This is a genomic window from Blastopirellula marina (assembly GCF_002967715.1).
GTDB classification, from domain to species: domain Bacteria; phylum Planctomycetota; class Planctomycetia; order Pirellulales; family Pirellulaceae; genus Bremerella; species Bremerella marina_B.
Map to the genome: position 1 here is coordinate 145524 of NZ_PUIA01000042.1, position 21044 is coordinate 166567.

A 21044-nucleotide genomic window follows, 5' to 3' on the forward strand; every position below is an offset into this window, starting at 1 on the left:
TGAGCTGACATCCCTGATGCGACCTTATTTGACCGTTATCTACGACTCGTTTCACGAGGCATTCGTTTCCCGCGTGCTGTACATTCTGCTGCTCGCGCTAACACTGGTTCTTCTGGCGATCGCTCCGCTGGGTTACGAAACCAAGCGAATGGTAACGCTGCACCGCATGAGCATTCGCGACGTTCCTTCCTTCGTGAATGAACTGCGGCAACAGAATAGTGCCGAAGGAGAAAGCCCCGGCAAGCGTATCGTCACGCTGGCCGGCGGGCCACTGAAAGAACTGGTGAGTGCGCAGGAGTCCGCGAAGTTCAGTGGCCAGCAGGTGAACGACGTGGTCGATGGCTTGAACGAAGTGCTCACCAGGAAGGAGTTCTTCAGCGAAGCGGCCTGGAAGGACGTCAAGCTGGGCGAAGAGACCAAGGTGCTGCTGAAGCAGGGACCTGAGAAACTGAAGGGGGACGACCTCACGTACTTCAATCGCCTGCTGATGCGCGATGCGTACCCGGTGTATCTGGGGAACGTGCCGGCCGAACAATTGTATTTGACCTACCCGCTGATGTGGCAACCGCTGCCGCTGCCCATCACGCAAGACATGTTCTCGATGACGGTGAAGTATGTGCTGACCGCGTTCATCGACGTATTTGTGGGGATGTTCGCGATCTTTGTGGCGATCCTGGTTACCGCGCCGATCATGCCGCGGACGTTCGAGCCAGGGGCGATCGATCTTCTGCTAAGCAAGCCGATCTCGCGTTCGCTGTTGATTCTGGCCAAGTACCTGGGCGGGTGCGCGTTCGTCCTATTGAGCGTGACCTACTTCCTAGTCGGGCTGTGGCTGATCGTGGGGTGGCGATTCGATGTGTGGAGCAACGCGCTGCTTCTCTGTATTCCCGTGTTCCTGTTTCAGTTTGCCATCTACTACTGCGTATCGGTATTGGCTGGAGTGATGTGGCGGAACTCAATCGTCTCGATCGTGGTGACAGTGCTCTTCTTTTATGCCTGCTTTGGGATTGGCTTCTTGAAGACCTCGATCTTCGAGCCATTTATCGTCAATCCAACGCGGCTGGTGCGATTGGTCGAAACGGAAGAAGGGCTGGTAGGGGTGACCCAGGTAGGGCAATTCGTGCAGTGGAACGAAACACTGCGAACGTGGGAAGTTGTGCTGCAAAGCGAACGCCGCGGGCCTGAGCAGTTTGCGATGCAGTCGATCTTGATCGGTCCGATTTACAACGAGCCGACCCAAAGCATGATGTACCTGCAGCAGCCGACCAGCGGAGGAGGACGTCGCCGTGGTGGCAGCAGTACTTCATTCCTGACGGCCAAGTGGTCCGGCAATTGGGTCGCAGAAGCTGGGCCGAATCCGCCAACGGGGGCTTCGTGGATCTTGCAAGATGCCAACGATAATGTCCTGGTGGTAAGCTCGGCTGGCGTCTTTCTGTACGAAGGGGACGGAACGCAGAAGAAGACCAAGTTCCTTGGTTTTGATATTCCGCTGGGGGGCAACAACGCGTTTAAGCGAATCGGTCCCGACAAAGGGGTGCCGTACTTCCCGCCGTTTGCCGCCGCGATCGACCCTGCGTCGGATCGATTGCTGGTGGAGAATCAAGGAACGCTCTATCTGCTAGAGCGTGATGCGAAGAAAGGTTACATCGTCGCCACCGAGGCGAAGCGCGAAAGCGAAGGAGAAACCGCGGTCGGACTAACCGGGAAAGTCGCCGTTGTGGCGGATGCACATGGTCACATCGAACTTCGCGATGCGAAGACATTGCAAGTGCAAAAGAGCTTTCGGCCGGCCGGCGATACGCCCCCTAGTAGCCTGGAAACAAGCCGCGATGGAAAGTACATCGCCGTACTGTTTCACGACGGAGCACTCTGGCTGTACGACGTCGAGGCAGGGGAGGGTAGTCGGATCGATAGCGACGCCTCGGCGATTGCGTTCGACGAAGACAATTTGATCTTCGCTGACAATAAGACTCGCGTTCAAGTTCGCTCGCTGGCCAGTGGCGAATCGATTCAGACCTATTGGCCCGATTCGGACTGGTGGCGATTCACGTATGACTGGATCATTGAACCGATCTACTACGTATTTCCCAAGCCCGGTGAGCTGAACAACCTGCTGAAATACCTGGTGACCGACGAATCGACCAGTTCCTTCCAAGGCCCTCAATCAACCGGCGACCTTCGCGAGGTACGCATGGCCGACAACATCGTCATGCCGGTGGTACACAATTTGATCTTCATCTGCGTGATGCTGGGGGTTACCTGTTTTTATGTGAGCCGGTTGGATTTGTAGTTGGGAACGCCTCCGGGAGTAATTGTCACTGTGAAGTTGGTTCAGGCAACGTGTGCATGTGGGTTTCAAACCCACAAGGCTCGCTCCGGATATCACTATCACCAGTGGTGGTTTCCTGTTTTCTCGTCTACCAAGTCGCAGTTGTCGGACATCGAGCTTTCTCTGCCGGAAGAAGATCGAGATCGCCTCAGTCAGTTCGATCATCAAGCCTATTTGGACTTGCCTGATCGGTCGATAGAGTCGAAGCAGAAAATGCGTGAGGACTGCGAAGAGCATCGTCGCTCGGTTCACGAGGCGTTTGTCAACTCGCAATTGGAAGAGTTTCGAGAGGCGTACGCGAACTCGGATGAGTCGACGTTCAATCCCTTGTGCGGCGATGCACTGATGTGTCCCGTTTGTCGAAAGAGGTCGTTGATCCTGCGCCAGGTCGAAGTTTTGGCTTTCTGCCATCCCGATTGCGGGCATGAGTACCGCTGGGAGGACTCGGAAGAGAAGGGGTGTCCGCGTTGTGACTATCGACCGCACCGGTTCAAGATCGTTACTTCCGGTAAAAAGTCAAAGACGGCGTCTACCAAAGGGTATTGCGACTGCGCGTCGACATGCGAATTGGATTCCCATGTGGATGGCTTCTGTCCCAAGTGTGGTAAGTTGCCGGTTTCATATGAAGTCGACGGAGTGAGTCGCTGCGGAATGCATCACGAAACGATGCTGCCGTATCGCATGCCCACCAACATCTTCTTTGTCGAGCCCCTTGCTCGATGGGTGCAGGGGCAGTTTCCTAATGCGAAGATTTATGGCGACGCTGCCGCGCAAGAAGAGTCCATTCAAGGCCGGTTCTGCCCATCCTGCGAAGCCGATCATCAGCGATGGCTTCGCGCGAATGTTGAGGACTACCCCTGAATGATCGTCGCGTCAAACTACCGCACGCGGCACTTGAAGCGAATAATGCCGCCTGCTTGAACGGCCAGCGGATCTTTGATTTCCCAGCGTAGGACTTCGCTGCCGGCTTCGTTGGCCTGCTTGAGGAACTGGGCGTCGATGTTGCACTGGGCCGAGCCTTCGACGTATTCCAGACGCGGGGTCAGGTTGTCGATGATGGTGACGTTCCCCATGATCTGCGTGCCGACGTTATCGAATCGCAAGGTGAACTCGACGATCTCGCCGATTTCGGCGGCACCCTTGTCGGCGACCTTGATCACCCGCAGGCGAGGTTCGCCAGGGACTTCCGACCAAACGAATTCGTGCGGTGTGTCGCCGTCGACCACTTCGGAAGCCTTGCGACCTTCGAGCACGACTTGAACTTGTTGGTTGCGTGTCCAGGTAACGGCGTTCTGCAGGCTTTGCGACAGACGCGGCTTTTCGCCTTGTTCGAGGATGCCGTAACGAATCAGACTGAGGTTTTCGTAGGCTTTGAATTCTTCGATGAATTGGTGCGGCTTCTGCCAGTTGTGAGCCATCAGCGGCGGCAGGTCTTCGGTCAGAGCATTGGCGTTCTTGCCGCCGATGTTGCCGCGAAGGGCTAGTGGTTGAACCATGCCCACCGGCGTGCCGTTTTGCTGCTGGTTGATCAACTGTAAGTCGGCATCGATGCCAGCGATCTGGCGGCCGAGGACTTCCTGGTTCAGGCCAGCAACTTTGCGAACGGCGGCGAAACGAGGTGCGTAAATGCAGACGCGGTTACTTGGTGTGACAACGCGTTGGCCGTCGAGCGTATCGTAGTGGCCGATCGTGTCTTCAATGTCCAGGCCGTGCACACCGAACTCACCATCGATCTCGGCGCGGATGTTGCGATCGCCACCATCATATAGGTATTCGTCTTCCGGCCAGCAAGGTCCTGCTTGAAACGGAAGGCCACACGCGCGGCACGTTTGGCAGGAGCCGAAAGTCGCACCATGTTGGCAGATCGAATTGGGATGCTGACAGCCAGGCCCGCACGGAGGCATTACCTGGCCGCGTGGAAAGGCGTAGCTGACTTGTTGCGTAGCAGTTGGGGCAGCGGCCGGTTGCTGTTCGATCGGCATTTCAGCGGAAGTACGCTGGATAGCGCCGGGGTAGTTGTACTGAGGTGTGGTCGCCGTATTGGCGGGTGCCTGGTACGGCTGGCCCTGGTAGCGTGATTGGAACTCAGGCACACCGTTCAGGCCGGTGTTTTCCGCCGACTGAACCGGGGCAGGGGAGGGGGCCGAAGCGTAGTTGTACTCTGGCACGTGTGGCTGATTGAATGTCACGCCGGCATCGGGCTTGACAGGGGCTTCTTCCTGCTGCTTGGCTTGTCGATTAAGCGAGCAGGCAGGAAAGACTGAACCACAAGCGACCAGCAAGGTCAGCGTAACAAGTTGTCGAAAGGCGAAGTTGTTTTTCATCGATCGTGGTTCCGTCGGTCTATCGCTGCGATGGATATCCGGGCTGCGCCATGTACTGCGGTTGCGTGTAATGCTGTTGCATGGACCAGGGAGCCGTGTTGCGGCGAACGTTTTCTTCCCGCTGCTGAAATGCCGTGCGTGGAGGAGCTTTGGGAGCTAACGCCTGCATCGGAACGCCTGTCATGGGGCCCGGTCCCATGGGAACTTCGACGCCACCAGCTGGGGCAGGGGGGGGATTGCCGAACAGTTGGATCGGCGGTGACTGGTATGTGAACTCACCAGGCATGTCCTCGAGGGTGGGCCGACGCGAGCCGAGCCGCAAGATAGCGACCGGGCGGCCAAGCGAATCGGCCGTGACAACTGGGTCGGTGCCAGGCTCGACTTCAAACCACGGCTGGAAGCCAGGTTCGTAGGCATTGGGGATCGCCGTGCGCGGGTTTTCCAGGTAGATGACACGCGTGACGAACTTGCCGTCGAGTGCGTATTGCAGTTCTTCCTGGGTGATATGAATCGGAATCGGGAATTGTAGTTCCATGCCGGCCGGTGGGTAGGTGCGGTCGATCACTTCGACCGACGGAAACAACTCAGCACCGGGGCGGAAGGGGATTTGCGTGATGCGGAAGCGATACACGGCCCCGATCAGGCATCCGTACGTTTGCGGAGCCGGCTGATCGTCGGCAAACGCACCGCCAATGGCCGGAGCGATCTGAGCACCTTGGGGAAGCACCATCTGGATGGGTTGCGTGTAACCGGGGATGCCGCGACCCTTCATGTTCTGAAACTGGCCGATCGTGCCAGGGTTCAGACGCTCGGTATACAGAGGCACCAAGCCCGATTGAGCCTTGGCGATGTTTGCGGCGGCCAGCACCACGAAGGTGGCCACAAGCAAGAGTTTGTGCAGTTGTGTTCGTTTCACGGCGATCTTCTTCCCTGAAGGTCTGCGTGAGGTCGGGGGGACTTCAATGATTGGGCCTTGGAATAAAGCTCGCTGGGTGCCGCTTCCGGGCCTGGTTGATCTTGTTCTCCGGCATGGAAGTAGGGTCGCGGAATCTTGTCCGCGACCCTGTTCCATTGCCATGGAGATTTGGTCGGTAGGGCAGCTTACTGAGCTGGGCACCACTGACCGTTAGCGTCGTAGTAACCACCACCTGCCGGCGGAACAAACTGATGCATGTCGCCGTGTGGCTGGTTCAAGTTTGGCGAAGGATGAATGTTCTCTTCGGTGATCCAAGCTCGGTTTGGTGGTTGTGGGTAGCTGATGCCTGGACGCTGCTTGACGTGAACAGCAACCTTAGGCGTTGGACCAGGGATGTGCATGTGCGTGTGATTCTTGATCACGTGCTTCTGCAATCCAGCAGGGCCACCCAGCGGAATGTGTGGTGGGCCAGGCAGACCGATTGGCGTACCGGTGGTTGGCATGCCCCATTGTGGAGCCGTCATGCCGGCAACGTATGGGCCAGGACCAGCACCAGGACCGGCGGCGGCTGCCATACCAGGACCCATGCCAGGAGCAGGGCCACAGTAAGCACCAGCAGCAGGAACACCCATAGGCATTCCGCCAGCCATCAGGCCTTCCATGTCTTCGCCGGGAACTTCTAGGTCTTTGTTACCAAGGCGAACGATAGCCATGATCGAACCGCGACGGTCTGCTTCGACGATCGGGTCGACGCCTGGATCCAGGCGAGTCGAGACCAAGGTTTCGACGTTGGCCAGAGCCAGCTCTTGGTAGTTCGGATCGGGCAGGTAGATGACCTTGGTCACGTAAGTGCCGCTACGAACTTGAGCGAAGTCGTCTTCGGTGAACTGAACAGGAATGGCGTTGTGAGCCAGGAAGGCTTCGGTTCGCGGAGTCGCGAAACCAATTTCCAAGGTCGGGTAAAGCTCGACGCCTGGTTGACCTTCGATGTTGGTGATCTTCAGGCGATAGATACCGCCCTGTGGGAAGTTCTTGGAGAACGGCACGATCCGTGGTTCGGAATCGTACAAGCCAATTCCACCAAGGTCCCAGCTAACTTGCATGCCGTCTGGCGAGACGAACAGAACCTGGCTGGTCCAACTTGGAGCTGGCATCGGAGGAATCCCACCGGGGCCGCCGATTGGCATCATGGCGGAAACCGGGGCGATTGCCGGAGGTGCCAGAACACCTGGGCCAGGGCCATCAACGCCTGGGCCAGGGTGACGCAGTTGCTGAGCTGGAGGCAGGTTGTAGCCACCAGTTGCCTGGTGCCCAACGTGCTGACAGCCGGTACCGGCGACAGCCGTCAAAAGCATCAAGGTCCACATCCACAAAGTTTGTTTCATGATTTCCCCCTCACTAAACCCTTGCTGCCGCGCCATCGCGGCATTCTCCATGGCAAGAGCGGAGATCCTCTCAGGTATTCGTAAGTGACCAATGGTTGCGAGCGGTTAAGGGCAACGCCGCCAACGGTTCCAAAGAACCTCACCGACTGACGTGGACCCGGCCTCAAGGAAATCCTTACAATCGCAGCCGTCGATTTGGCATCCATGCCAACAAACGTCCCGAGCGCAAGACTATCCCTGTTGCCATTAATGTTCGGCGTGGCAGGACAGGATTCTTTGGGAAAACCGGCAAATCCCTGTCATGAAAGATAATCGTTTCAAATTAACAGGCCTGATCGCGGTAGCACTGCTAGCCGTTGGTGTCGGTTTGGGCTACGCCGCGCAGCACTTTCACGACAGCAATGCCAGCGGACTTGGGGCAGGGGGGAGTGCCGCCTCGGAAAACCGATTGGGGCTCGATATCGATCTGTTATTAAGCAATGTTGTTGCCCGCTGGAAGCAAGTTGACGGTTTAACCGCCGACATCAACTGGCAGGTTCACTTGTTCGACCATACTCTGCAAGGAGTCGGAGAATATACGCAGTCAGGCCGCGGCTCTTCGCAGCGTCATGGAATCATCTTAAAGGGGGCGGACCCGGCGGCACCGATGTTCTTTCAACAAGCAGTGCTGGCAAGCGAATCGGTCGTATGGACGCAGTGGAAAACAAGCGTCGATGAATCGGCTTCAATGGTACGGCTAAACGACCTGGCCCAAGCAAATCAAGAGATGCCCAGGGCCGGTATCGCGCACTTGATCTGGCGGCTGCAGCAAAGTTATGCGTTCACTTCGATTGAACACGTCGTGCAAGGAGAACGCCAACTGCTGCTGGTAAGAGGAACCAAGAAGGTCGACGCGCAGAATAACGCAGAACTGCTTCCGTTTATCTACGAACAAGCCAATGGTGCCAGTTTGCTGTTGGACGCGGCATCGGGGTTCCCGCATCGCATTCAATGGGAATCGGTCGGGCACAAGCAGCGAAAGCCACTGGTGACGATCGATCTGATCCACGTGCGAAATGGTGTTTCACCCAATAGCGATCTGCTATCACCCACCACGATTGTTCCCGATGCCATCGATCAGACCGAAGCGTACCAGATGGCCGTAATGTCTGGGGCAGGGGGGCACTACTGATGCGCGGAGTCGTGCAACGAGTTCTCGAAGCTCACGTGAAAGTCGACGGGCAGATCGTCGGGCAGATCGAGCAAGGCCTGGTGGTGCTGCTGGGGGTCGCTCAGGGAGATACAGAAGCGGATCTGAAGTACCTCGTCGAGAAAACAATCAACCTGCGGATCTTTGAAGATGATGACGGCAAGATGAACCGCAGCGTGCTTGACGTTGGCGGAAGCATCCTGGCGATCAGCCAGTTCACGCTGCTGGGTGATGCCCGCAAAGGACGGCGTCCCAGTTTTATCACCGCCGCCAGGCCGGAAGAGGCCAACGCGATGTACGAGGATTACGTGCGCCAAATTCGAGAACAGGGCGTGACCGTCGAAACGGGCATCTTTCAAGCCGACATGAAGGTCCACCTGGTGAACGATGGACCGGTAACGCTGATGCTGGATAGCAGCAAGATTCTTTAGAGCAGATGTCACCCAGAATTCATGTCCCCTCTCCATCGTTCTCGGGGGAGAGGGGCAGGAGCTGACAAAACTTAGCGCTGAATAACCGGTGGTTGTTCCGTCGCGATCTGCTGCGTGGGGATGGCTTCTTGTTGTTGTGGTGGATGGAATTTGTAATGTTCCATCATGAGTGGATCACCCACGGCAGCGACTACTAATACGATAAGCTTGCCATAGGTGGATATATTCGACCACAGGTTCTTGGCATACCAGAACTTGATCGCGGTACCAAACGAGCTTTTGAATCGTATGCGAGCCCCCTTCCACTCGACCGACCAGATTTCGTCGAGGATCAAGTGGACCATAAAGCCGATGAACACGGCAGCGCTCTTGAAGACGCGGACTTCGAAGTTCTCTCCGGAAACCACCAGGAACGCCAGTAAGCCGCACGAAATGGCAGCTGGGATGCTGTGCCACATGCCGCGATGCACAGTGTAACGTTTGAAGATCTCGGCCACGCCGAAGCGGATAGTGATATAGACCAAGGCCCCTGCCAGGGCGATCGCTTCGGCCGAGAGCCCCATGTGTTGCCAGCGATCGACCATCAACATGGGGACGACAGCGGCTAGCACGTTGCTTGTTTCGCGAAGTGGGCGACCGGAACCGGAATCCAAGTCAGGCAGGATACCGGCCAAGCTGCACAGGCCAGCACCCAGCATGCACGAGATGATCCGATTGGCCTCAGGCGTATCGAGTAGAAAGTAGCCTGCGATGCCAACGCCAACGCCGACTGCCGTGCTGGTCGAGATGTGCGTATTGAAATCGGCCATGGATCCCCTGCCTCAAAAATAATTTGGTGCGCCCCCCTGCCAGAGCACCGGCGCGCGGTGGGACGAAAGTTCGGCACTTGTACCTGAAGCGTGGGTTTGGTTTCCAGATCATCTTTCCCGCGTCCGCTAGCAATGCCAGAAACTGACCTTCGGGTTTCAGCCCCTCGTACGTATACTCGTGCGACTTCTGGGGCGAAGTTTTTCTTGAGCGATGGATAGCGAATCATGGTTGCATACGATTTCCTCATGCTGGCAATACTCGCAGGCGCGATCCTGTGGGGTTTGTACAAAGGCATGGCCTGGCAAGTCGCTTCGTTCGCATCACTCGTGGCAAGTTACTTTGTCTCGATGCAACTTCGCGAGCCTGTGGCTAACGCGTTAGGTCTTCAACCTCCTTGGGGTACGACCGCCGCGATGCTGGGTCTGTACATGGCGACGTCGCTGGTCATCTGGGTTGTCTTCTCGATGATCAATAAGACGCTGAACAACTTCGAGCTCAAAGGATGGGATCGTCAGATCGGTGCCGGACTCGGTTTCGTCAAAGGGGTGCTTCTGTGCATCATCGTGACGATGTTCGCCGTGGCCTTGACCAAAGACGATAGTCGCCAGCAAATCGTGCAGTCGAAATCAGGGTTCTACATCACCAAAGTGATCCACAATCTGCATGGCGTCATGCCAGCCGAAGTGAACCAGGTCGTGGGGCCATTTATCGACCGCTACAACCAGCGGATAAACGGTCAGAATCCAGAGTGGTTTGCCGAGACCGGCAGCGGTACTACCGGGGGCGGTTTTGGGGGGAATGACGCGGCGATTGATCCGGCCAATTTCAACCTCCAGACCGAGTTCCAGAACTTCCAGAACAACGTGCAGAATCAGATTCAAAATAAGATCCAGAACGAAGTTCAGAACCAGGCAGGGCAGTTCCAGAATTTCGTGAATCAGTCGATCGAAAATCCACAGAATGTGCAGTCGAATTGGCAGCAGTATTCGGGCCAGTATCAGCCTCCGCAGCAGCCAGGATATTACCCGCCACAAATGAACATCCCGTCGCCGCAGCAGCAGGGCGGAAGCTACTATCCGCAGTACACGCAGCCGCAACAGCAGACGCCGTATCCGATGCAAAACGGCCAGCCATATTATCCAAGCCAGCCAAGGTATTAATCACCCAAGTGCCAACGTCAGGGAAGAAATGGCCCAAAACCGGGAATTGCTTGAAACCCGGTAAAAATAGGCCTCAAACCGCACATAACAAACATTATCGGACGTTGTAGTGGGGGTTCTATGGAGACTGGGTTATTCCTCGGTCTCGTCTGTTTGAGCCCTACTCTCTCATGAACTTCATTGCCATTGCGATGATGATCGCCAGCGAGGATCGCTTCTCGTCGGAGCGAAGTTCCAAAGTCGACTCCCAGGTCCAATCGCACTGGGAACGCGCCAGCGAGCAGGCTCGATTTCGAAACGAAAAAGCCATCAAGAGATTACTTCGCGGCGGCTCGATCTGGCGATGAATTTCGCCAGCCAGAGATCGCATTCATCTGGTCGTCCCGGATCACGGTTTTGGCCAATCTGGAACCTGCCTGCTCTGTCATGAACTTCGTTGCCAATCGGCGGAAAGTCGACTCCCAGAATGGCTTCTGGTCGCACCCACAATCGATGGCCAGATCCTGGTGCCCAATGCCTTCAGGATTGGTTTCTTGGTGCCCCCATTTCGAAACGAAAAAGCCACCGCGGAATGATCCTCGCGGCGGCTTGATTAGGTGATGAATTCCACCAGCTAGAGTTGGCTTCGTGTTAGCTGGCTGGTTCGCCTTCGGCGGTCTCCAGTTCGCGTTCCAGGAACATGCCCATCTGGCGGAACTTGTCGTAGCGGTTTTCGACCAGTTCGTCGGTTGGCTTGGCGATCAGTTCGTTGACCGTTTTAACCAAGTACATCTTCAGGCGAGCTGCCATCTGGTGATGATCTCGGTGAGCACCACCCAGCGGCTCTTCGATCACATCGTCGACGATGCCGAACTTGGGAAGATACTTCGAGGTAAACTTCAACGCCTCGGCGGCCTTGGCTTTGAACTCGTGGCTCTTCCACAGAATGCCGGCACAGCCTTCGGGGCTGATCACCGAGTAGTAAGCATGCTGCAGCATGGCCGTGCGGTCCGCGACACCAATGCCCAGTGCGCCGCCAGAGCCACCTTCGCCGATGACGACCGAGATGATCGGAGTCTTCAAGCGAGACATGGCGAACATGGCGTCGGCGATGGCCATGGCCTGGCCGCGTTCCTCGGCACCGATGCCTGGATACGCCCCGGGCGTGTCGATGAAGGCGATCACCGGCAGGTTGTACTTCTCGGCGAGTTCCATCTTCTCGATCGCTTTGCGGTAGCCTTCCGGGTTGGCACAACCGAAGTAGCACTCGCTGCGTTCCTTCAGGTCGCGACCTTTGAAGTGACCGATGAACATCACTTTGTGCTTGTCGAGTTTGGCGAAGCCGGTTCGCAGCGCGCGGTCGTCACCGAACTTGCGATCACCATGCAGCTCGACGAACTCGTCGAACACCAGGTTCAAGTAGTCGGCCGACTGAGGTCGCTTCTGATGACGCGCTACTTCCACCGTTTGCCAAGGCGAGAGATCGCTGTAGATCTCACGCATCGTGTCGGTGAGCTGCTTGCGGACGCTGCGGATCTCGTCGTGATGTTCCGGCGTGTCTTTTTTCTCGGCCTCTAACTGTTTCAGTTTGTTCTCGAGGGTTTCAATCGGCTGTTCGAAGTCGAGATAGATCGAGGTGCTCATGAAAGCTATCGGTGCTCCAGGCAATTAATGGGGATGGACGCTCGGTGAAATTAGGCTTCTTCCTGCGTCGACGTGGTATCGTCACCGCTGGTAGCCGTGGCCTTGTCTGGTTCGACGGAGCCGGATGGCTTGCGGGGTGGAATTTTGTAAATCTTGATATTCTTCAGCAGGCGCACGACGTCGCTCATCGTGTCGGGACGCTGCTTGGGATCTTTCGCCATTAGGCGTTCGACCAGCGAGGAAAACTCGGGCGTGATGTTGTCGGTGGCGGCTTGCAGCGACGGAATGCCGCCTCGCAAATGTTTATCGAGTAAGTGATCGGGGCTGGTCGCCGTGTAGGGTAACTTGCCACTGATCAATTCAAATATGGTACAGCCGAAACTATAGATATCAGCGCGGTCATCTAATGCCGCACCGCGTATCTGTTCGGGTGACATATAGCTGCGGGTACCTTGGACGTTGCCTTTGACTTTCGAACCGCCGCCGAAGAGCTTGCCCAGGCCGCTCTTCTTTTTCTGGGCGATCGAAAAGTCGATCAGCTTGAGGTTGCCTTCCGTATCGAGCAGGAAGTTGTCCGGCTTCACGTCGCAGTGAACCCAGCCTTGCTCATGCATGTAGCCGAGGCTCTTGGCACCCTCTTCGATAATCTTGGGGGTCCAGTACGCGAGTTCCTCGACCCCTTCGCGAATGGCCATCTTCATGTTTCGCGAGAAAGCAAATTCCAGTACGAGATAGGCGACACCGCGGAAGGTATCGAACTCGTAGACGTGAATGACAAATGGATGGTCGAACTTGCCGGCGACAGTGAACTCGTGCTTCAGCGAGTTAATCTCTTCTTTGTCGCGAATGTAGTTCTCGCGAAGTGTTTTGATGACAACCTTACGGTTGTCCAAGTCGTGAATCGCTTCCCATACCTGACACGTCTTGCTTGCGCGCAGCATGCGTATCAAGCGGTACGGACCGATATAGTTTCTTCCTGCGGTAGACACCGATGAGATTATCCGTGAGGAGAATTTGCCCCTATTTGTTCCGTTAGCCTATCGGATCGACAGGCCTCTTAATCTTACCCTAATCATTGCGGTTTCAAAAGAGCGAACTACCGGCAGATCTACCGTAACTGTAATGGTTACCCAGGGTTAGACCACTTCGCGGCCATTTCTGCGAAGCACTTCCTGGTAGATTTCGCGCAGGCGGCGGGTCATTACTTGATGCGGAAAGACCTGGCTGCAGCGTCTGCGCCCCTCTTCCCCCAGCTTCTCTCGCAGTGTCGGATCGTCGCACAGTTGGATCAGCGCGGACGTAAATTGGGCTGTATCGCCAGGCGGAAGCAGGAATCCGGTCTCCATGGTGGACACCACCTCACGGGCCCCGTCGATATCGAAACTGACGGCCGGCTTGCCGCTCAGTAGTGCCTGGGGAAGCGCGCGGGCCAGTCCTTCTCGCAGGCTGGTATGCACAAGAACATCCATGGCCGAGATGTACTTCGGAATCTCTTTCGGCGGTACCAGTCCGACGAGAATGAAGTGATCGGCCAACCCTGCCTCGGCGATCATGCCCTCGAACTTCTCACGCAGGATGCCGTCTCCTACGAACAGGAACTTGGCCTGCGGGCACTTGGCGACGACATCCTTGGCGGCCTCGATCACATACTCGTGTCCTTTCAAATGAAACAAGCGGGCGATCTTGCCGATCACTACGTCATCTGGCTGAATGCCCAACTGTTGGCGAGTTTCGTCACGAAGTCCCCTGCTCTCTAAAAACGGTTCGACTTCCATGCCGCTGTAAACGGTGACAAACTTTTCACGCGGCGCGACTTTGGCTTCGACAAGCAGGTCCGTCATCGCATCGGCCACGCTGACCATTTTGTGGCACTGGGTGGCCGCGTAGCGTTCGCAGGCAATGAAGAACTTCCGCGCGAGGGCAGATTGATAGGGATGAAAAGGCGCGCCATGCACGGTATGAATGACGGCCGGAACTTTCAGCGCGGTGGCTGCCCTTCTCCCCAGCATGCCCCCTTTCGCGCTGTGCGTGTGCACAACATCAGGCTGAAACTTTTTGATCGCCGCTTTGACTTCCTGGTAGCCGCGGTAGTCGGTGACCGGATGAATGTTTCGCACCAGGTTCGGCAGTGTTTCGACCGGAACGCCCTGCGCGTGAGCTTGTTCGAGCAGATTGCCTTCCGGGCCTTCGCTGGGCCCGGTGATCAATAGAACGTCATCACCAAATTCGTGAATGAGATCCAGGCAGTTGTAAAGCGTGTTCTCTTGCGCGCCGCCGATGATCATTCGGGTAATCACATGAGCAACACGCATTGGATCATGGGCCTTCTAAAAACTTCAGTGATGCGGAGGATAATGGACCTGAAGCAAGTATAGTCCATGGGCCGGAGCCGTCATGCCGGCTTGGATACGATCGGCCGAGGCGATGATCTCGGCCATCGACTCCGCGGTGCGTTTCCCCTGCCCTATGTCGACCAAGGTGCCGGCGATAATGCGAACCATGTTATACAGGAAACCATTCGCTTCGACCTCGATGAAGATCTTCATGCGATCGTCGGCGTCGTGAACTTTGACGGTGGCATCCAGCATGGTGCGGATCGTCGATTGACGCGGTGAGCCGGTGGCCTGGAACGCGGCGAAATCGTGCTTGCCAATCAGCGCTGCCGCAGCCGTTTGCATTGCTTCGACATCGAGGACGCGTTTCACGAACCAGGCATGCTTGAGCGAGAAGGGATCGTTAATGCGACCTGGCTGAACCACGTAGCGATAGCGTTTGGAGATCGCATCGTTGATCGGCCGAAAGGTGGTGGGTACATCGCAGGCGTGCCGCACTACGATATCGTGAGGAAGCGTGGCGTTGAGGGCCTTGCGAAAGACGTCGGCTGGCATCTTCGACTTGGTATGAAAGCTGGCAACTTGCCCCCACGCATGAACGCCGGCATCGGTTCGTCCACTGCCCGAGATATAAACTTCTTCCTGGGCGATGCTGTTGATGGCGGCCTCAAGCGCTGCCTGGATGGTTGGACCGGTGGGCTGTCGCTGCCATCCTTGATAGTTGGTGCCGTCGTAGGCAACCGTCAGCTTGATGCAGCGGCCAGGTGAACGGGCCGCTGCATGCTCGGTAGATTCCATGGCACCCGCCTGATGTTAGACGGCTGCCTGAGTGCGAACCAGAAGTTCGGCAATCTGAACAGCGTTCGTGGCGGCACCCTTTCGCAGGTTGTCGCTCACACACCAGAACGTCAGACCGTTTTCGCAAGAGAGGTCCTTGCGGATACGACCAATGAAGACGTCGTTCTTGTTCGAGCAGTCCTTCGGCATGGGGTACTCCCCTGCCCCAAGATTGTCGACGACGGTAATGCCTTCGGCCTTCTCGAACAATTCGCGAGCTTCGGCCGGTGAGATGGGACGCTCGGTTTCGACCATGATCGTTTCGCTGTGGCAGTTGGTCACGGGGACGCGAACGCAGGTCGGGCAGACCTTGATCGAATCGTCGCCGAAGATCTTCTGCGTTTCGTACACCATCTTCATTTCTTCGGACGTGTATCCTTCGTACTTCTCGCTACCAATTTGCGGAATCAAATTGAAAGCGATCTGGTGGGCGAAAGCTTTGTTTTGGTAGGTGTCGCCGTTGAGAACTGCCTTGGCACCGTTGATCAGGTCTTCTTCACCGACCACACCAGCCCCACTGGTAGCCTGGTAGGTGGAAACGACAACACGCTTGATCTTGCCAGCCTCGTGCAATGGCTTCATCGCGACAACCATCTGCGTGGTCGAGCAGTTCGGGCTGCTGATGATGCCCTTGTGATTGTGGACTGCCTCGGGATTGACTTCCGGCACGACCAGCGGCACGTCTTCCTTCATACGCCAGTAACCACTTTCGTCGATCACGACGCAGCCAGCTTTGACTGCCCACGGAGCGAACTCGGCAGCGGCTTCGTCGGGCGTGCTGCCGATCGCGATGTCGACCCCTTCGAACGATTCAGGCGTCAGTTCTTCCACCGTGTGCGTGGTACCGTTGAATGTGATCTCTGTGCCAGCGGAACGTTTCGAAGCAAGGAATTTGATTGTTTTGTAGGGAAACTTGCGCTCCTCTAGTAACTGACGGATCAGTCGTCCTACGGCTCCAGTGGCTCCGACAATGGCCAGATTCTCGTACACGGGGATTTCCTGTGGGTTAAAACAAACTACCTGTATGGATCCTAGCGGATATCCAAAACCTGCATTATAGGTTCTCGCCCCGGGACACTTCAACGCGTAATGAGGTTCATTCAGGCAGTAAGCTCTGTCGAACCGGGAGTAGAAGCGTCTCGAATTCCCTGGTAACCCCAGGCTTGATGGTGCGTTACCGAGATTCCATTGAGGGGCACAAATTCTTTCAGAATTCGTGTCGATTTCGCGAGTAAATCGACGATTTGCCCCCCTGCTCTCCCCCTTTAGGTCGCTTCGGCAATGGGCTCTTTGGCAAGCTTATGCCGGATGCCGGATTCAAGTTCTCTTATGATCCAGGGGCTGATAAATGCCATGTTGGCGATCAGCATCGCCAGGCCGAAGGTAACCATGCCCATGCAAAGGGCAATTCCCAGGTGCAATGGGATGGCCATGAAGATCACCAGGGGCCGGGTCAGGCGTGGCCAAACCAGCGCGCTGTAGCTAAGTTCCCACGCCAACGAAACCTGGGTCAGCAACGCGATCAGCAGCGGATAGCTGGCCAGCCAGGTCATGTCCATCGATTGGTATTCGCTGTTGGCGACTGCGCCCCACATGGCGGTCCCTTCCCACCAGGTATCCCCCAGCAGCTTTCCGGTGCCGGCGAACAGATAGATGACGCACATGTGTAGCTGAATCAAACGTATCGAAACATTCGCCGCGGTGCTGGTCTTGGGAAGCTGGCGGTTGGGGTAACGCCACTTTTCGATCAACCGGTCGAGACTGTAGGCCTCCCCTGCCCCGCCCAGCATCATGTACATGGCCAGCATGACATTAACTTGGTCGAGACCAAACAAAGCCCCCGGTGCCCGGTGTGCATAGCTGACGGCGATGATAAATGCCAGAACGCTGGTAATGCGTGAATAAAAGCCCAGCGTAAACATCAGCAGAATCACGAGCGCCGCGATATGCACCATCCACAGCATGGCCGGGTTGCCGTCGAACAGCCACAGGTAGCTGAACGCGAACTCACTGCCCTGGTGCATGCGATCGACGAGATCGGCCGAGAACCTCCCCTGCTCTCCCATGAACCCTGTCAGGTCGATCGACCAAACCAGGTGCGTGTAGAACAGCATGCTTCCGCCCAGGATACGCATCAGCCCGAGCGTGGCGGGATCGGTCGGTGTGAACCAGAACCGATTCCAGCCGTTTACGATGCCGGCATACAGCTCATGCAAGTAGGTCTTGATCATTGTGATCACAGGCGATCCTCCGGCTGAACGACGTACACTCCGAGGACGACTTCTTCGTACAGGCCTGGGTCATTTAATGGCCGACCGCGCGCGACGTCTGCCGGCAGGGGAATCGCGTGCTGCATCATCACAATACGGATCTTGGCCGCCTCGGGATGTTGGCGTGCCAGGTAGCGCGAGATGGAATCGAGATAGGCATCCCGCAAGCCGGTGATCGAACGGTACTCGGCATGGGCGCTGGGTGGTGCTTCCGGCGGCGGAGGCTCGCCAGGCACATTGGCCGTGTTGAACATCGATTCGCTGATCATGAAATGGCGGTGGTAAAACAACCGCGGCCAATGCTCGTCGAGGTTGGGAAAGGTCCCCTCGCTGATTTCGTTGTCGGCTTCGTCCAGCAGTTCGTACCGGACCAGGTGGCTCGGCCCTGGATTGGGGGCGAAGAATCGATACCCATGACCACGCAGGAAGGTGGCATGTAAATAAGGTGCCATAAACTGCTCGGTGCCTTGGGCCCAGTAGCTTGATGGCGGAGGGGACGCGCAAGGGCCGACAAAGATTGCCACCAAATGGATCAGCAGCAGCACGCTCACGAAGCCGCGGAAGGCTGGGCTCCAGGTGAATTTCGGCGACGCAGCCGTTTGTTCCGAAGGTGATTGAGGTCGATCGTTCATGGTAATAAACGTATCGACCAAAACGGCAAGAAAGGCTGCCTGAAATCGTGGGTGGTCAGGTCAGTCGATTTACAAAGAAAAAACCCTCGCCTGGAGTTTACCCATGGCGAGGGCTTTGTTGTTTAGTCAAACTATTCCGGCTTTTTCGCTACTAGAGCGAAGCAACCGAATCGGCATTGAAATCGAAGGAGATTTCACGCTGATCACCACCGGTCAGGTCGATGGTCTTACGCTGGGTGATAGGCGTGCCATTGCGAAGGACGGTCACGATGATGTCGTAATCCTTCCAAGTTTCGCCTGGAGCCAGGGCAACGGTGCTGAACACACGCTGGGCACCCAGAGTACGCATTTCGTTACCAGCCAGGGTAACCGAGGCGTTCGCAGGAACGTTCAGGGTAACCTTGGTTTCAACCGGAGCACCCACAACTTGGGTTTCTGGCTTGGCTTCTGGATCGAGTTGGAACTCGATTTCCTGAGCATCGCCAGCGGTCATCTGGATCTTCTTCGATTCGCGAACGAGGCGACCGTCGATACGCATTTCAGCGCGGACTTCGTACTCGAACTTGTAACCTGGTTCCAGGTCACGCGAAACGAAGCGTCGGACGGTACCGGTGCTCGAAGTGACTTTGTCGTTGACGTAGATCTTGGCACCTGCGGGAACGGTGACGTTGATGACAGCGTCGTTACCACGGTACGAAGCCGATTCAGCTGGAATGGCTGGTGGCATGTCTGCAGGAGCTTCGACTGCTGGAGCCGATTCCGATGGGGTGTAGTACTGGTAGGTACCACTCGAGCCACCGCTGCTACCGCCGCTGGAACCACCGCTCGATGCGCCGCTGCTGCCATAGCTGGAGCTGCTGCTGCCACCGCTGGATCCCCAGCTCTTCTTTGCACGATGGTGACCAAACAAGCCGCCGCCGCTCGAACCACCGCTGGAACCCCAGCTGCTGCTGCTCGAACCGCCGCTGCTACCGTAGCTGGAGCTGCTGCTTCCGCCACTGCTGCTGTGATGTTTGTCCCACCAACGTTGGAACAGACCGCCGCTCCAGTAACCGCTGCTGGAACCACTCGATCCCCAGCTGCTGCTGCTCGAACCGCCACTGCTGCCGTAGCTGGAGCTGCTGCTTCCGCCGCTGCTACCGCCACTCGAACCACCGCTCGATCCCCAAGAACCCCAGCCGGCCTCGGCCTGGCTCGTGCCCATAACCATGGCGGCACATGCCAGAGCGCCGGCCCACGCGAATTTTCGGCCAATGCTGCTTTTCATACCCGGATTCACTCCAACTACCGTTTTTCCAAACACGTGATCTGCATTCGTTGCTAGGCTAGCACCAATGCTGCCTTCCTAGAACTTAGCAAGTGTAGGTTTCAATTCAAGCAGAATGGGCAAAATTTGCTGAATAGATAGAATTCATTGCCCAGAGCGTTTTCGCAAAGAAAACCCCTGTCAGATAAGGGGTTGCGCGCTTAAACGAGGTCGTATTTGGGGGTGCGCGAGCACACCCCCTTTTTTAACGAGCCGCTTCGACGGAGAGGTTGTCGACGTACATTGAGCCCACAGCCCCGAAGTTGGTCACACGAAACAACGCTTCACGCGTCGCCGGCGGGACGTTGACAACTTTGCTCGCTTCGTGCCAGTCGAGCGATCCGATAAAAGGCCCCAATGCAGCTTTTCCCAGGTCGCGGCGTTGTTCGTCGTAAAAAGTGATCACAATCATGGGTGCGAGCGTTCGTTCGGGCCCCAGTCCCATCCCCTCGGTTTTCACCCACCCGCTAAGCTTCAGACGCTGGACTTGCCGCCCATCAAGGGCGAGCCCCTGCAGCACCAAGGAAATGCGACCTGGATCTTCGTTGTGAAGCTTCAGGCACTGGTTGCCACTGGGGGAACTCGAGTCTTCCACAAGTTCCAGCTGACGCTGGTAGTACCACCCAGGGACCGAGCCGTTTTCAGCCAGCTTTTGTTCAAAGTCCCCATTTTCCAGGTGTGGGTTCGCCGGGTCGGGCTTCACCTGACGCCGTGCTTCCGCTTCGCCTGTCATCGGGACGAACAGCGTGGGACGCAATGGTTGTGCTTCGAGTTTGCCATCTTTCTTAGTGAACAGAACGAGCGTTTGCTGGTAACGTTCTCCCACGGGAATCACCATCAGGCCCCCTTCTTTAAGCTGATCGACCAGTGGCTTGGGAACGTTCTCCGGCGAACAGGTCACGATGATTTTGTCGAACGGTGCGTACTGCGGCCAGCCGAGGTAACCGTCGCCAACTTTCGTATGGATGTTGGCGTAGTTGAGTCGCTTGAGCGTGCGTGCCGCCTTACGCCCGAGGGGTTCTTTGATTTCGATGCTGAAGACTTCCTTCACCAGCGGACTAAGCACCGCGGCCTGATAGCCGCTGCCGGTGCCGATCTCGAGCACCTTATCGGAAGGCTTAGGATTCAGCGATTCGGTCATGTAAGCGACAATAAATGGGGACGAGATCGTCTGGTCTTCGCCGATCGGCAATGCCATATCGAAGTAGGCTTGTTGTCGCTGGTTGGCGGCGACGAACTCGTGGCGTGGCGTGTTGCGAATCGAAGCGATAACGCGGGGGTCTTTCACACCGTTAGCAACGATCGCTGTTTCTACCAGCTCGTTGCGAGCCGCTTCGTAGGGATCTCGGGCTTCGGTCGCCGAAATAAACGTGAGCGATACGAGGGTAGCAGCAGACCAGATGGTCCATCGATTCATTCGAGTCATGAGCTTGGCAGGGGTAAAAGAGGGAAGCTCTAGTAGGCCTAAGACCTCCCATTATAGGTTGTTTATGCTCGAA

Annotated in this window: 19 protein-coding genes; 5 read left to right on the plus strand and 14 right to left on the minus strand. The window is 56.6% G+C overall.

Features of this window, described 5'->3' with window-relative positions; all coding sequences use genetic code 11:
* Positions 1-16 precede the first annotated feature (16 nt).
* Together C5Y96_RS15775 and C5Y96_RS15780 are read left to right on the plus strand one after the other, a co-directional pair.
* Positions 17-2290 carry an ABC transporter permease gene (locus C5Y96_RS15775; protein ID WP_105355214.1) on the plus strand — a complete coding sequence of 758 codons (2274 nt, stop codon included), beginning with the start codon at positions 17-19 and terminating at the stop codon, positions 2288-2290.
* A 30-nt stretch (positions 2291-2320) separates the two neighbouring features.
* Positions 2321-3190: a hypothetical protein gene (locus C5Y96_RS15780; RefSeq protein ID WP_105355216.1), complete on the plus strand. Its 870-nt coding sequence runs from the start codon at positions 2321-2323 to the stop codon at positions 3188-3190.
* A gap of 17 nt (positions 3191-3207) precedes the next feature.
* Here the strand turns inward: C5Y96_RS15780 and C5Y96_RS15785 are convergent, their stop codons facing one another.
* From C5Y96_RS15785 to C5Y96_RS15795, 3 genes are all read right to left on the minus strand, one after another.
* Positions 3208-4653 (minus strand): DUF11 domain-containing protein, encoded by a 1446-nt coding sequence (locus C5Y96_RS15785; protein ID WP_105355217.1) that lies wholly within the window; start codon positions 4651-4653, stop codon positions 3208-3210.
* Between the two features lie 19 nt (positions 4654-4672).
* Positions 4673-5569 (minus strand): hypothetical protein, encoded by an 897-nt coding sequence (locus C5Y96_RS15790; protein ID WP_105355219.1) that lies wholly within the window; start codon positions 5567-5569, stop codon positions 4673-4675.
* A gap of 185 nt (positions 5570-5754) precedes the next feature.
* Positions 5755-6954 (minus strand): hypothetical protein, encoded by a 1200-nt coding sequence (locus C5Y96_RS15795; protein WP_233198987.1) that lies wholly within the window; start codon positions 6952-6954, stop codon positions 5755-5757.
* Between the two features lie 301 nt (positions 6955-7255).
* Here C5Y96_RS15795 and C5Y96_RS15800 point away from each other — a divergent pair, with 301 nt between their 5' ends.
* Both C5Y96_RS15800 and dtd read left to right on the plus strand, forming a co-directional pair.
* A complete protein-coding gene (locus C5Y96_RS15800) occupies positions 7256-8125 on the plus strand; it encodes a hypothetical protein (protein WP_105355221.1) in 870 nt (289 codons plus the stop codon).
* Positions 8125-8574, plus strand: a complete 450-nt coding sequence (gene dtd / locus C5Y96_RS15805) for a D-aminoacyl-tRNA deacylase (RefSeq protein ID WP_105355224.1) — start codon at positions 8125-8127, stop codon at positions 8572-8574. The genes C5Y96_RS15800 and dtd overlap by 1 nt, the downstream gene beginning before the upstream one ends.
* 71 nt (positions 8575-8645) lie before the next feature.
* On the opposite strand, the gene C5Y96_RS15810 is transcribed toward dtd, so the two are convergent.
* Positions 8646-9383: a metal-dependent hydrolase gene (locus C5Y96_RS15810; protein ID WP_105355226.1), complete on the minus strand. Its 738-nt coding sequence runs from the start codon at positions 9381-9383 to the stop codon at positions 8646-8648.
* A 225-nt stretch (positions 9384-9608) separates the two neighbouring features.
* Here C5Y96_RS15810 and C5Y96_RS15815 point away from each other — a divergent pair, with 225 nt between their 5' ends.
* Entirely contained in the window at positions 9609-10544 is a 936-nt protein-coding gene (locus tag C5Y96_RS15815; protein ID WP_105355229.1) for a CvpA family protein, read from the plus strand.
* A gap of 160 nt (positions 10545-10704) precedes the next feature.
* On the opposite strand, the gene C5Y96_RS27105 is transcribed toward C5Y96_RS15815, so the two are convergent.
* The 10 genes from C5Y96_RS27105 to C5Y96_RS15860 all read right to left on the minus strand — a co-directional run bounded on the left by C5Y96_RS27105 (position 10705) and on the right by C5Y96_RS15860 (position 20962).
* Positions 10705-10914, minus strand: a complete 210-nt coding sequence (locus C5Y96_RS27105) for a hypothetical protein (RefSeq protein WP_146115683.1) — start codon at positions 10912-10914, stop codon at positions 10705-10707.
* A gap of 260 nt (positions 10915-11174) precedes the next feature.
* Positions 11175-12167 (minus strand): acetyl-CoA carboxylase carboxyltransferase subunit alpha, encoded by a 993-nt coding sequence (locus C5Y96_RS15820; protein WP_105355232.1) that lies wholly within the window; start codon positions 12165-12167, stop codon positions 11175-11177.
* A 50-nt stretch (positions 12168-12217) separates the two neighbouring features.
* Entirely contained in the window at positions 12218-13156 is a 939-nt protein-coding gene (locus C5Y96_RS15825) for a serine/threonine-protein kinase (RefSeq protein ID WP_146115684.1), read from the minus strand.
* 147 nt (positions 13157-13303) lie between these two features.
* The gene (locus tag C5Y96_RS15830; RefSeq protein ID WP_105355239.1) at positions 13304-14479 is read right to left on the minus strand and encodes a glycosyltransferase family 4 protein; all 1176 of its coding nucleotides are present in this window, start codon (positions 14477-14479) and stop codon (positions 13304-13306) included.
* Between the two features lie 24 nt (positions 14480-14503).
* Positions 14504-15298 (minus strand): tRNA pseudouridine(38-40) synthase TruA, encoded by a 795-nt coding sequence (gene truA / locus C5Y96_RS15835; RefSeq protein WP_105355241.1) that lies wholly within the window; start codon positions 15296-15298, stop codon positions 14504-14506.
* Positions 15299-15313: 15 nt separating this feature from the next.
* Positions 15314-16327: an aspartate-semialdehyde dehydrogenase gene (locus C5Y96_RS15840; RefSeq protein WP_105355243.1), complete on the minus strand. Its 1014-nt coding sequence runs from the start codon at positions 16325-16327 to the stop codon at positions 15314-15316.
* A gap of 275 nt (positions 16328-16602) precedes the next feature.
* Positions 16603-17568: an HTTM domain-containing protein gene (locus C5Y96_RS15845; RefSeq protein WP_105355347.1), complete on the minus strand. Its 966-nt coding sequence runs from the start codon at positions 17566-17568 to the stop codon at positions 16603-16605.
* Between the two features lie 5 nt (positions 17569-17573).
* The gene (locus tag C5Y96_RS15850) at positions 17574-18239 is read right to left on the minus strand and encodes a hypothetical protein (RefSeq protein ID WP_105355246.1); all 666 of its coding nucleotides are present in this window, start codon (positions 18237-18239) and stop codon (positions 17574-17576) included.
* A gap of 151 nt (positions 18240-18390) precedes the next feature.
* Positions 18391-19506 (minus strand): TIGR03000 domain-containing protein, encoded by a 1116-nt coding sequence (locus C5Y96_RS15855; RefSeq protein ID WP_105355248.1) that lies wholly within the window; start codon positions 19504-19506, stop codon positions 18391-18393.
* Between the two features lie 244 nt (positions 19507-19750).
* Positions 19751-20962 carry a protein-L-isoaspartate(D-aspartate) O-methyltransferase gene (locus C5Y96_RS15860; protein ID WP_233198988.1) on the minus strand — a complete coding sequence of 404 codons (1212 nt, stop codon included), beginning with the start codon at positions 20960-20962 and terminating at the stop codon, positions 19751-19753.
* Positions 20963-21044: the final 82 nt, after the last annotated feature.

Bases quoted from the DNA above. Each gene is read 5' to 3' on its own strand.
- C5Y96_RS15775 (WP_105355214.1), top strand. From the start codon at position 17: ATGCGACCTTATTTGACCGTTATCTACGACTCGTTTCACGAGGCATTC.
- C5Y96_RS15785 (WP_105355217.1), bottom strand. From the start codon at position 4,653: ATGAAAAACAACTTCGCCTTTCGACAACTTGTTACGCTGACCTTGCTG.
- C5Y96_RS15845 (WP_105355347.1), bottom strand. From the start codon at position 17,568: ATGATCAAGACCTACTTGCATGAGCTGTATGCCGGCATCGTAAACGGC.
- C5Y96_RS15800 (WP_105355221.1), top strand. From the start codon at position 7,256: ATGAAAGATAATCGTTTCAAATTAACAGGCCTGATCGCGGTAGCACTG.
- C5Y96_RS15815 (WP_105355229.1), top strand. From the start codon at position 9,609: ATGGTTGCATACGATTTCCTCATGCTGGCAATACTCGCAGGCGCGATC.
- C5Y96_RS15830 (WP_105355239.1), bottom strand. From the start codon at position 14,479: ATGCGTGTTGCTCATGTGATTACCCGAATGATCATCGGCGGCGCGCAA.
- C5Y96_RS15795 (WP_233198987.1), bottom strand. From the start codon at position 6,954: ATGAAACAAACTTTGTGGATGTGGACCTTGATGCTTTTGACGGCTGTC.
- C5Y96_RS15855 (WP_105355248.1), bottom strand. From the start codon at position 19,506: ATGAAAAGCAGCATTGGCCGAAAATTCGCGTGGGCCGGCGCTCTGGCA.
- C5Y96_RS15860 (WP_233198988.1), bottom strand. From the start codon at position 20,962: ATGAATCGATGGACCATCTGGTCTGCTGCTACCCTCGTATCGCTCACG.
- C5Y96_RS27105 (WP_146115683.1), bottom strand. From the start codon at position 10,914: ATGCGATCTCTGGCTGGCGAAATTCATCGCCAGATCGAGCCGCCGCGA.
- C5Y96_RS15810 (WP_105355226.1), bottom strand. From the start codon at position 9,383: ATGGCCGATTTCAATACGCACATCTCGACCAGCACGGCAGTCGGCGTT.
- C5Y96_RS15850 (WP_105355246.1), bottom strand. From the start codon at position 18,239: ATGAACGATCGACCTCAATCACCTTCGGAACAAACGGCTGCGTCGCCG.
- truA (WP_105355241.1), bottom strand. From the start codon at position 15,298: ATGGAATCTACCGAGCATGCAGCGGCCCGTTCACCTGGCCGCTGCATC.
- C5Y96_RS15820 (WP_105355232.1), bottom strand. From the start codon at position 12,167: ATGAGCACCTCGATCTATCTCGACTTCGAACAGCCGATTGAAACCCTC.
- dtd (WP_105355224.1), top strand. From the start codon at position 8,125: ATGCGCGGAGTCGTGCAACGAGTTCTCGAAGCTCACGTGAAAGTCGAC.